Here is a 12,082-nt window from a genome sequence, read left to right on the forward strand (position 1 = left end):
AATGTATATTGAGAGCATAAGAAAATAAAGGCATAAGGGAGTGAAAATATGTTAGAAAAAAAATATATTAAACTGAAGCTAACAGGAAAAACAAAAGATGAAATACTGCAAGAGCTTGTGGAAGTTTTAGATAATGGCGGAGCACTGGAGAATAAAGATGAGTTTTTAAAGGTTGTAAAAGAGAGAGAGGCAACATCTTCAACAGGATTAGAGGAGGGTATTGCAATTCCACATGGAAAAACTAAAGCTGTAAGAAAACCAGCAGTAGCTTTTGGAAGGTCAGAAGGAGTAGATTTTAACTCTTTAGATGGAGAGCCATCAAAATTATTTTTTATGATTGCAGCTCCAGAGGATGCAACAGATTCACACATAGAAACATTGTCTAAGTTGACAAACAAACTGTTGGATGATGAGATTAGGGAAAGACTGGAAAAAGCTTCAACAGAGGCTGAGATAATAGAGATACTAAATGAGGAAAAAGAGGAAAAGATTGAAACAGATAAAAAAAGAGAGGGATATGTAGTAGCTGTAACAGCTTGTCCAGTTGGAATTGCCCACACATATATGGCAGCTGACTCTTTAGTAAATAAAGGAAAAGAGTTGGGAGTGGAGATAAAGGTTGAAACAAATGGAAGTGTTGGAGTTAAAAATGAACTTACAGCTGAGGATATAAAAAGAGCGACTGGGGTAATAGTTGCAGCAGATAAAACAATAGATATGGATAGATTTGCTGGGAAAAAGGTTATTCAAGTACCAGTTAAACAGGCTATAAGAGCACCTAAGGAGTTAATAGAAAAAACATTAAATGGAGAGGGAGAGATTTATAAATCAACCTCTAATGGGAAAAAAGAGAGTCCAAAAAATGAGAAAACAGGGATATATAAACATCTGATGAATGGTGTTTCTCATATGTTGCCACTGGTTGTATGTGGTGGAGTTTTAATAGCTCTTTCAATAGCACTATCAGGAATTAAGGCTGGATCAGGAGCAGATGTTACAAATCCATTCTTTAAATCTATGCTAGATTTGGGAGTTGCTGCATTTGGGCTTATGATTCCAATACTTTCAGGTTATATAGCTATGAGTATAGCTGATAGACCGGGACTTGCTCCAGGACTTGTTGGAGGTGCTTTAGCAAATACAGTTGGCGCAGGATTCTTAGGTGGTATGGTTGCAGGTTTTGCTGCTGGATATATAGCTAAATGGGTAAAATCATGGAATGTTCCAGAGGGCTTAAAACCTATTATGCCAATATTTGTAATACCTTTAGTTTCCACATCTTTAGTTGGAGTTATAATGTATTTTATAGGAGCTCCTATCAGTGGATTTATGAATCTTTTAACTGAAGTATTAAAAGGTATGGAAGCAGGATCAGTATTTTTAGCACTTATCTTAGGATGTATGATATCCTTTGATATGGGTGGACCAATAAATAAAGTTGCATTCCTATTTGGATCAGCAATGATTACTCAAGGTGTTCCAACAGTGATGGGACCAATAGCAGTTGCAATATGTATTCCACCAATTGGAATGGGAATTGCGACTATGATGGCACCAAAAAACTATGAGATTGGAGAGAGAGAGGCTGGAAAGGCAGCGTTTGCAATGGGGCTTATTGGAATCACTGAGGGTGCAATTCCATTTGCGGCAGCAGATCCATTTAGAGTTATTCCATCTATAATGGTTGGAAGTGGAGTGGGGGCAGTTATAGCAGCTATAGGAAAAGTTGCAGATCATGCTCCACATGGAGGACCAATTGTACTTCCAGTTGTGGATAATAAACTTATGTTTGTTATAGCGATTGTAGTTGGATCACTTATAAGTGCAATTATGGTAAATATTCTTAAAAAGTTTAAAAAACAATAGTTAGAAGTCTATTAATATATTGATGAAATAAAACTCCCATGATACTATTTAGTAAAAAGTACGTGGGAGTTTTTATGAGAAAAAGGGTATTAAAAAGTGTAGTTCAAGTTATTCCTGTGTTTATAATTGGGGGAATTTTATCAGTTATATCGCTATATACAAATAATCAATTTTTAAAAGATTTAAGTGGGTATAGTTTTTTAATGGCACCACCACTTTTATCAGGATATATAGCTAAGGAGATTTCAGGAAGTGTGGGCTTCATTCCAGGGTTGATTTTAGGGTATCTCTCTGGAGTCATAGGACTTGGTATGTTCGGTGGAATATTGGTAGGTATTATTTTAGGGTATTTTATAAATGCTCTAAAAAAGATAGAGATTTCAATAGAGATGTCTTCAATAATGTATATAGTTATAATTCCAATACTTTCAACTCTAGTTGTGGGAATGGGACTTTACTATATTTTTCAGGAACCAATGAAATTTGTATTAGATGAGCTGGGGATATATTTAAATAGCTTAGATGATAAAAATAATATATTTTTGAACTTTGTTTTAGGTGGGCTTATAGGAGTGGATTTAGGTGGACCAATAAATAAAGTGGCATATGTCTATGCGGTAAATACCATAGAGTATGGAAGAGGAGATATAATGGGACCAATAGCAGTGGCTATATCGACACCCCCTTTAGCTTTGGGATTGTCACAGTTTATACTGAAAAATAGGTTTTCAAAAACTGAAAGAGAGGCAGGAGTAATCTCCATACTTTTGGGATTCTTAGGAATTACAGAGGGCGCACTACTATTTTTGACGAAGGATATAGCTGTACTGCCCACAACAGTTATAGGAGCAGCAATAGGAGCTGGGGCGGCCTCCGTTCTAGGTGTAAAATCTATGGTACCCCATGGGGGAGTAATAACTCTTCCCTTGATAGAGAATAAAGTAGGATTTTTAATAGCGCTGTCCATAGGGGTAATATCAACAATATTTATGCTATATTTTTTTAAAAAGGGAGAAAGCAATGGATAGAAACGTGGAAAACATTCATCTTATTATGACAAAGGATGATTTGAGTTTTAATAGAAAAAAATTACCTGAAGGGTATCGATTTGTGATGTATAGACCTGGCATGATGGATAGATGGGTTGATATTCAAGTAGGTTCAGGACATATTTTAGATAGAAGTGAAGGAGAAAATTACTTTAAAGAGGTGTTTTTAAAAAAAGAGAACCTTTTGGAAGAGTTTATGGTATTTATAGAGGACAAAGCTGGAAACTTGGTAGGAACAGGAGCTATTTGGGAAGGAAAGCACTTTCCTAAAGATAAAAATAGAGAGTATCGATTACATTGGATAGCGATAGATCCAAAACATGGTGGGAAAGGTTTAGCAAAAGCTTTAATATCAGAGTTACTCTCACTATTTGAAAATAAAAAAATGGGAGAGGGATTATACCTCTCCACACAGACATGTAGCTATGTAGCTATAAAAATATACTTAGATTTTGGTTTTAAACCGTGTAATTTAGATATAGATAAAAAGGGTTGGGATATAGTTTTTGATAAAATTAATGCTCATTAAATATTGTATCAAATTCCATATGATAGACCAAAAATAAATCTACAAGAGTGGGGTCAAAGTGTTGTCCTCTCTCTTTTTTTATTATTTGCATAGTTTGTTCATGAGAGATACCATCCTTATAGACCCTTTCTTGTCTAAGTGCATCATAGACGTCTGCTAAAGCCACAATTCTAGCTTCTAAAGGTATTTCTTCACCCTTTAATCCATAGTAGTATCCCTCACCATTCCACTTTTCATGGTGATATAGTACAATATTTTGAGCGATAGAGCTCAACTGCATCTTATCAATAAGTTTTTTTCCTAGAAGCACATGTTTTTTTATCTCTTCAAACTCATATGGAGATAGTTTACCAGATTTTTTTAATATTGTATCAGAGATTCCAATTTTTCCAATATCGTGTAAGGAAGCATATTCCCCTATCTCTTTAATAAATTTTTTATCACATTTTAGTTTCTCAGCTAAAAATTTTGAGTATAAATTAACTCTTAAAATATGATTTCCTGTATCCTCATCATTTAACTCATTGGCAGTTTCAAAACTCTCAACTAAGGCACGGGTGATAAGTTTCTCCTTTTTAGTTGCAATAATGGCTTTTCTAAGGAAATAGAAAAGAGTTACTATAATAGTTGTAGATGCTAAAAACATAACTAAAAAATATTTATAGTTAGGTGAGAGCTTTTTGGGAATAACAAGTTCACTGTAAAGGATTCTACTTTCAGATAGATGATTTGGGAAAAGCTTATCTATAAAAATAGCTAAATTAGGATCTATCCTTATTCCAAAACCAATGGGTGTAATCTTATTAAAAAAACCAGCCACTTTAATGTCACTCTCTAAATACTCATTTGAAATAGCCATAGAAATAATTTTAAAATCTCCATAGAGATAGTCAATCTCCTTGTTTATCAAAGCTAAAAGTGCAGTCTTAATATTTTTAAAAAATCTGAAGCTATTGGAACTTGTAATTTTTTTTATCTCATTTAAATTGAGGTTTTCACAGGATATGAATCCAATTTTTTTATTTTTAATATCTGAATACGTATCTATAAAATTGTTATTTGTAAGAGAAAAAGCTGCTAATTGAGAGTCATAATATGGAACAAAATAGCTCTCGGGACAGTTAAATATTCGGGTATCTATAGCTTTAATATCATAGTTATCCTTTGGATTATGTATGTAGTTAATAGGTATATCAGTCAGGTATGAAAGTTCATTGAGACGATCTATGATATACCCCTTATAACCAGTTTTAGAGGAATAAAAAAGAGGGACAATATCCCCTGAATCTGGGATTAAGACTTTAAAGCTGGTATAGTTTTTCCTCAGTTTTTCAATAGTAGAATCATTTTTTAAAAGTTGTTTATAAAAAATTAAACGCTCTTTTTTTAAAGAGTTGACAATATCATTTTCTGAAAAGTTGACTCTAAATGTTTCAATAATATCCTTTAAGATAGGATGTTTTTTATTTATAGCCATCCAAAGTTGAGAGGATGGAATACTATTTAATGGGGTAAAGTTATAATTTTTAAATACATCGTTACTACTTTTCCCAATGATTGCATCAACTGTATTGTTGTCCAATGAACAAAACCCAAAATTTTCGCTATTGTCAATAGATATAAGATTTTTAAAATGAGGATAGTACTCTTTTACCAACATGGAATCAGAGGTGCCCTCAATATGTCCAACTTTTAAGTTATTGATATTATTTAAATCAATAGAGACCCCTTTTTTTGTAAAAAGCCCAACACTATATGTGTTATATGTGGGGATAAAGAAATAGAATCTCTCTCTTTTAGGAGTTCTAGCAACATTAAAAAGAATATCCCCCTCACCACTACCTAATAAATTTTTCATTTTTACCTTATTCAAACTCTGTATTTTAAATTTTAAGCCTGTTTCCTGTTCTAGTTTTTTAAAAAACTCTATATAAACTCCAGCTAACTCTCCAGTTTCTTTTGTATATAGATAAACATGGTTTGGACTATAGATATCAATTGAAAAAGTTTTATCTCTATTATTTTTTATCCAAGTTTTTTCTGTTTCAGTTAAATTCAGTGAAAATGTATTTAAAAAGATAAGAAAAAATAGAAAAAAAGACCTGAACAAATTTAGCACCCCCCTTGTTTTATGAAATTATATCATAGAAGTAAAAAAAATTAAATAAATACAAAACTCTTTTTCAGAATAGAATCACCTTAAAACATAGGGTGTAGAGATGTTAAGTTGGAAATTTTCTAAATGGAATGAGAGGGGATTAAAAAATTGCAAAAAGATGGAAAGGATGTATATGAAGGTGAAAAAAGAGGAAAAAGAAAAAATAAGTATAAATGGGCATGAAAGGAAACAGTCTTACAAAAAATAAAGTTAATATAAATTTTGGAGGGGTATATGAGAGTAATGAAAAAACTATTTTATGGGGTAGCATATCTATCACTTTTTTCAAAAATATTAGCATTTAATATAGGGATAGCTCCAACAGGATTTTATACATCTCTAGATAAAAACCAGACACATGAGATCATGGTTACCAATAATACAATGGAACCAATGAGAGTTGAAATAGCTCTTGAAAAAGATGAGGGATGGGAAAAATATGATATGGGAGAGATGATGAAAATCTATCCTAAAAATATAACTTTAAAACCAAATGGAAGTAGAAGTGTAAGATTTGCAGTTAGAGGAGCTAAAGATTTACCAGATGGTGAGTATAAAACAAAACTTGTCTTTAAAGAGCTACCTGGAAAACCAAAAGAAAGAAAAGAAAAGGTACAGGGAGAAACAGGGCAGGAAGTAGCGGTGGAGTTTGAATTATTAACAGAGGTTCACGTAGCTGCCTATGGTTTAAAGGGTGAGAGAAAAATTGGAGCAAAATTGACAGGTAGTGAGATTAAAAAGGATGCCAATGGAAATAGAAAACTTATAGCTAACTTTGATTTAAAAGGAAATAGTGGATTAGCAGTTATTGGGGATATAGAGTATTTAGATGGAAGTAAGAAAAGATTGTCAAAAAATGAGGTTAAACTTGGAATAACAACAAGAGAACCAAAGACAAAGATAGAATCAAACTTACAAAATATTCCAAATGGAAGTAAATATATAAGGGTTCAATTTAAGGATAAAAGTGGTTTAAAGCTTGGTAGTAGAGAGCTACCATTATAATTTTAACTCAAACTAACTTGAGTATATAAAAATAAACAGTGGAGGTATTAAAAGATGAAAAAATTATTATCAGCATTATTTATTTTAGGATCAATATCGGTATTAGCAAATGAGGGTGTATCACCAGAATCAGACCCATCATTCTGTTTTGAAAATCCATGTAGCGTAACTCAAGATTTTAAAGTTAAAGTAAGAGTACCACAAAAATTAGAAATAGATGCAGATGATGTGGACTTAGGAATGTGGTGTGGAAGTAATGAGGTAAATAAAGAGGTAGTAGAGCATCATAAAATAACTGGTGAGCCAAACACAACAGTAAAAGTTGGATTTAAAGGTAATGGGGAGTTAAGATTTAAAAAAGATGGAGAGATGACACATAAATTCAAAGGAACTATCACTCACTCAACTGGATCAGTTGAATTAGATGGAACTGGATCAGGAAAAGGTGGAGTTAAGGTTAATGTACCTAAATTATTAACAAATGTAATTTTGGATGCTGGAGAGGAATATAAAGCTACAGCAACTCTAGTGGCAGCTTATGATACAGCTGGGTTTTAAATAGAGATAAAAAGTAAAAGGGCATAGTAAAGATATACTATGCCCACTTTTATATAGAGGGTGGTGAATATGAAGATTTTTTTAATAACACTATTTTTGATACTATCAAGCTATATATTTTCATCAGAGATAAATGGACAGATATATAATTTAGAGAAAAGAGGGGCAAGTTATAGGGGTGCTTTAGATGCAAGAGTTTTTAGTCATATGAAAGAGAGCAGAATAAAGATTGACCCAGATAGCAATATTGAGATTTTAAAAGTAAATGGTGATAAAAATGAAAATAATATCTATCTCATTAAGAATGAAACAATGAGAGTGGATTTTATCTATAAAGGGAAAATAAATTCAGTTGAGGAAAGAGTTATTTTAGGAAGGGTTGAATATTTAGATGAGATGGGAAAAAATGAGATTTTAACGGGAACTATAGCGGTGGAGTTTAGAAAGATGGGAAAAATAGATATGAGAGTAAAGGGTGAGATGGATTTTGGAATGATAAATTCAAGAGTTCCAAGTGGTGGAATAAGCAGTAAAAAAAATCCAGAGATAACAATAGACTTAGAGATTGATAAAAGAGATATTGGAAATACAAAATTATATTTTGAATATCCAGAACAGATGAGAATGGCAGATGGGCAACTTATTGTAAAAATGGAAGCAAAGGATAAAAATAACTTTGTAAATGATAAGGTTAAAAATGGAGAAACTATGAAAGTTTTAAGTTTTATACCGGTGAAAAAGAAAACCAAAGAAAAAATAGTTATTCAGGGAAGAGTGTATTCAACAGTACCGACAGTTAAACCAGGAGAGTATAGTGGTCAGGTAAAAGTAAAAGCATTCTATGAATACTTAGACTATTCCATTGAGAATAAAGATCCACATAGAAAAGTTGTAATAAGAAGGTAGGGAGAACTATGAAGGGAAAATTATTATTTATTTTAACACTTTTTAGTATTGGATTCCATAATCTGAGTTTTGGAGAGAGTTTTGAAACTCAAGAGAAGTTAAATAAGGTTTTTTATGATAAAAAAACAGAGAGTGAAGGTGTAAAAGTAACAATTAAAGTGGTTCCATACTTAAATTTAATTGTGAAAAAGGACAAAGATAGGGGAGTGAAAGAGATTGAAATCAAAGGGACTGCTGCAAAGGATACACAAGTGGGAGTGGAGGATAAAAAAATTAAAATAGTAGCAATTTGTGACAACTATAAGTGGTAAAACTAATTTAGGAGGGGGACATGAAAAGACTTAAAATAGCCATTTTAATTTACTGTATTTTAAATAACGCTGTTTTCTCTGAGACTGCTCCTGAGGAAGCATATATAGAGATAGGGATGAAAGAGCAAAGAAATGAATTTTATAGAGTGCTGATGAATGAGGAAACAGAGGAGATATACTTAGGTATTGGAGAGTTTATAGATTTCGCTAAAATAGATGATTTGAAATTTGATAGAAAAAGATTGAGAATAAAAGGCAAGTTAGATAGAGAGAAGGAGATTGATATAAAGATTCCAAAAGAGAGTGTTATTGAAACAGATGAGGACGTATTTATAAAATTAGATGACTTTAAAAGATATTTTCATATTTCAAGCTCAGATTGGGATGGAGAGAGATACGTTTTAAACCTACGTCCTGATTTTAAAACAGCAAAGGAGTATCAAGGGGAGCTAAATAATCAGAGGTCTCTTCTTGCTATGGCAAAGAGGGAGGCAGAGCAGGAGGTAAGAGGGGACTATATAAAAAAAGAGGGTTCTCTATTATCACCAGGGATTTTAAAGTTTGTCTATTCAAACTCAGACTTTGAAGAGAATGATTATGCCATAGATATTGACTATGGGACAGAACTTCTTTATGGGGAGTTTCAAATATCTCAAAAAGTTTATCCAGAGAGCAGTTTAGAATATATAAGACTACAATATGCTGAGATTTTTGGGAGTTATTATCTAACATTTGGTGATTTTTATTTGGAGAGTGATACAATTTTTGATGCTGAAAGAAGTCTTAGAGGAGTAAGTTTTTCCAAAAATGAATATTATGGAATAAGAATTGATAATAGAACTATAATAGAGGGAGAGGCTTATAACGCAAATCTTGTTGAGTTATATAGAAATGGAAATCTGGATGATTTCCAAATGATAACAGGGAACAGTTTTAGATTTGATGTTATAAATCTATCATCAACGGACAGATACACTTTAAAGATATACTATAGAGATGGAAGACAAGAGACACAAGATATCTATGTACTAGGAAATCAAAATATCTTAAATAGAGGAGAAACTGACTTTGTATTTCAAGCAGGTGAGGGAAAACATGAGAAAAAGCATCAGTATTTAGGAGAGTTTAGATATGGATTAACAAAAGATTTAACAGTGGTAACAGGAGTTTCGTTGCTTGAGAATAGAGTTGGAAATAAATATGAAGTATTGGAAGTTGGAGCAGCATATAGGTTTGGATTTGATAGATATCCAACTTTAATATCAGTGACACTTTTGGATGATTTTAATGCTAAGGAGTTAAATTTTAAAGGAACAGGGGAGCAAAAGTTACCATATAATACAAATTTGACTGTGAGATATGAAAACTATACAGATGCAACTGCTGATAGATTGACAAAGGATTATTCATATAACATAGATTTAAGTAAAAATTTTAGAAGAGTGGCAGGAAGTATTGGTTATTTTGAAAATAGCTATGAAGATGACAAGTTATATCAGATATATCTGAGTTTAGACTATAATTTTAGTAGAAATATAAAGCTTAGTTTATCTAATGATTACTATAAATATTCAAGTCCAGAAAATAATCCTAAAAGGATTGAAGGATATGGTACAGATGCAAAGATAACCTACTCTGGATTTGATAGTATATTGGCAATTTTAGAGGGAAAAATAAACTATGAAGAGAAAAAAATGGTAGAGGATGAAATAAAATTTGGAATCACTAAGACTCCAACAGAGAAAGGCTTTTTTAGAAATATTGATACAACCTTTGAAGTTGGACATTCCAGAGAGAAGGGTACATTCTTTGAAGTTAGATTTACATATATATTTGATGGAGATATATACGTGGAGTTCCCTGATATAAAAAGAGAGGACAATAGAACAAAAATAGGTGGAAGAGTTGAAAAATCATTCTATTTAGGAGATCCTCTACTGAGAATAAACAATAACAATGTTACATATGGCTGGGTAGAGGGAAAAGTCTTTGTAGATGAAAATTCCAATGGAATAATGGATAAGAATGAGTCCATCTATGAGGGAGCAGAGGTAATGACCTCAGCAGGAAGTGGAGTTGTTAGAGAGAATGGAGAATATATAATAGGGAATATAAGTAACAATGATATTCATAATATAGAGGTCAATAGAGAGTCTATAGATCCTATGTTGATTCAAGGAAAAGAAAAGATAAAATTTAAAGGTGCAATAGCCTCAGGTGTAAAAGTGGATATACCATTGGTACCAATATCTATGATAACAGGGTTTGTAGAGAATAATGGAGTATCAGGAGAGAGAGAGTATAATGGAGTATTGGCTAGTTTAGATGTCGTTTTAAAAAGAGATAATGAGGAGATTGGAAGAGCACAACCTGAAATAGATGGATATTACTATTTTGAAAATATATTACCTGGAGATTATGTGATTGAACTTGTACCATCTAGTAAACGATATAGAGGAGAGTTTGATAAGGGAAGAATAGAGGTAAAGGTAAAAGCTGGAAGAGAGGGAGATTATTATGAGGATAATAATTTCTTAGTAAAAAATATTGAGGTTATTGAAGATGAGATTCTGGATGATGAAGATGAGGTAGTTGACAGTGAGGAGAGCCCTGAGATAGAGAGTACAGAGGTCACAGAAAAAGAGAGAAGTTTAGCTCAGGAAAATATGCAGGAGGAGAGCATAAATGAAAAAAATAGTTAGAATATTTATGATGATAGTAGGGATTTTTAGTATGTCATTTTCCAATGAAAGGGATCCGAGAGAGCAAAAATTAACATATTTAATAGGAGAAAAAGTCGATAATTTTGAGGTAAAATCCTTAGATGGAAAAAAGATAATAAGTTTAAATGAATTAAAAGGAAAAAAAGTTTTTTTAAACTTTACAACAACATGGTGTCCAGATTGTATTAGAGAAAAAGAGATATTGGGACCGGAATACACTGAGAAATATAGAGATAGTAATATAGAGTTTATAACTGTATTTGGACCATACAAAAGTGATAATAAGGAGAGAGTAAAAGAGTATATAGAGAGAAATGGATATTCATTTAGAGCATATTATGACACAGAGGATAAAGAGCTTTACAATCAATTTGGTGTTATAAATATCCCCACAACATTTTTTATAAATGAGGAGGGAGTTTTAGAGGATGTAAATGTAGAAACAGGGTATAAAAATATGGAGTTTTTTAAATAATAAAAAAACTAAATTTCATGGTGAAAAATAGTATAAAAAAAATAATTTTTTTTTCATAAAGACTGATTGAAAAAAAAAGGATACAATATCTATATAAGTTATCGGGGGAGGATGTCAAATGGTTATAAATGAAAGATGCATAAATATTTTATCTATTTTAAATGATACAAATGAATTTACCTTAAAGAAACTTTCAGAAAATTTTAATGTCCACACAAGAACAATAAGATATGATATAGACAATATAAACTACATATTAAAAATGTATAAGTTAAACACAATAAAAAAATGTGAAAAGGGTGTATTTAGCGTAAATCTAAAAAATAATGAAATAAATAAAATAATAAATGATTTTAGTGGAATGTTTTCTGAAAATAGAAAAAGATATTTAAAGTTTAAACTTTTTTCAAAAGATACTATTAACTTAACGAAGGAAGCTGAATATCTAAACATATCTAGAACAACACTAAAAAAAGATTTAGCTATAATTAAAAAAGAGTTT

Annotated in this window: 11 protein-coding genes; 10 read left to right on the top strand and 1 reads right to left on the bottom strand. The window is 31.7% G+C overall.

Annotated features, from left to right (window positions below; genetic code table 11):
• Window positions 1–48 precede the first annotated feature (48 nt).
• The 3 genes from ACMOUI_RS07930 (at window position 49) to ACMOUI_RS07940 (ending at window position 3,444) form a co-directional block, all read left to right on the top strand.
• Window positions 49–1,866, top strand: a complete 1,818-nt coding sequence (locus ACMOUI_RS07930; protein ID WP_418965187.1) for a PTS fructose transporter subunit IIABC — start codon at window positions 49–51, stop codon at window positions 1,864–1,866.
• A 74-nt stretch (window positions 1,867–1,940) separates the two neighbouring features.
• A complete protein-coding gene (locus ACMOUI_RS07935; protein WP_418965188.1) occupies window positions 1,941–2,894 on the top strand; it encodes a fructose-specific PTS transporter subunit EIIC in 954 nt (317 codons plus the stop codon).
• Entirely contained in the window at window positions 2,887–3,444 is a 558-nt protein-coding gene (locus tag ACMOUI_RS07940; RefSeq protein ID WP_418965189.1) for a GNAT family N-acetyltransferase, read from the top strand. The genes ACMOUI_RS07935 and ACMOUI_RS07940 overlap by 8 nt, the downstream gene beginning before the upstream one ends.
• Here ACMOUI_RS07940 and ACMOUI_RS07945 read toward each other — a convergent pair.
• Entirely contained in the window at window positions 3,431–5,554 is a 2,124-nt protein-coding gene (locus ACMOUI_RS07945; RefSeq protein ID WP_418965190.1) for an HD domain-containing phosphohydrolase, read from the bottom strand. The two genes, ACMOUI_RS07940 and ACMOUI_RS07945, sit on opposite strands and share 14 nt — an antisense overlap.
• 282 nt (window positions 5,555–5,836) lie before the next feature.
• Here ACMOUI_RS07945 and ACMOUI_RS07950 point away from each other — a divergent pair, with 282 nt between their 5' ends.
• The 7 genes from ACMOUI_RS07950 to ACMOUI_RS07980 form a co-directional block, all read left to right on the top strand.
• Complete coding sequence (locus ACMOUI_RS07950) at window positions 5,837–6,607, top strand: fimbria/pilus periplasmic chaperone (RefSeq protein WP_418965191.1); 771 nt, start codon at window positions 5,837–5,839, stop codon at window positions 6,605–6,607.
• 54 nt (window positions 6,608–6,661) lie between these two features.
• A complete protein-coding gene (locus ACMOUI_RS07955) occupies window positions 6,662–7,165 on the top strand; it encodes a hypothetical protein (protein ID WP_418965192.1) in 504 nt (167 codons plus the stop codon).
• A gap of 69 nt (window positions 7,166–7,234) precedes the next feature.
• Window positions 7,235–8,071, top strand: coding sequence for a hypothetical protein (locus tag ACMOUI_RS07960; RefSeq protein WP_418965193.1), 837 nt, complete (start codon window positions 7,235–7,237; stop codon window positions 8,069–8,071).
• A gap of 8 nt (window positions 8,072–8,079) precedes the next feature.
• On the top strand, window positions 8,080–8,382 hold the full coding sequence (locus ACMOUI_RS07965) for a hypothetical protein (protein WP_418965194.1): 303 nt from the start codon (window positions 8,080–8,082) through the stop codon (window positions 8,380–8,382).
• A 20-nt stretch (window positions 8,383–8,402) separates the two neighbouring features.
• Window positions 8,403–11,084 (top strand): hypothetical protein, encoded by a 2,682-nt coding sequence (locus ACMOUI_RS07970; protein ID WP_418965195.1) that lies wholly within the window; start codon window positions 8,403–8,405, stop codon window positions 11,082–11,084.
• A complete protein-coding gene (locus ACMOUI_RS07975; RefSeq protein ID WP_418965196.1) occupies window positions 11,068–11,580 on the top strand; it encodes a peroxiredoxin family protein in 513 nt (170 codons plus the stop codon). Before ACMOUI_RS07970 ends, ACMOUI_RS07975 begins: the two co-directional genes overlap by 17 nt.
• Window positions 11,581–11,698: 118 nt before the next feature.
• On the top strand, window positions 11,699–12,082 hold a 384-nt coding region (locus ACMOUI_RS07980; protein WP_418965197.1), incomplete at its 3' end, for an HTH domain-containing protein.

It is taken from the genome of Cetobacterium sp. (assembly GCF_048470075.1).
In the GTDB taxonomy this organism is placed as follows: Bacteria; Fusobacteriota; Fusobacteriia; order Fusobacteriales; family Fusobacteriaceae; genus Cetobacterium_A.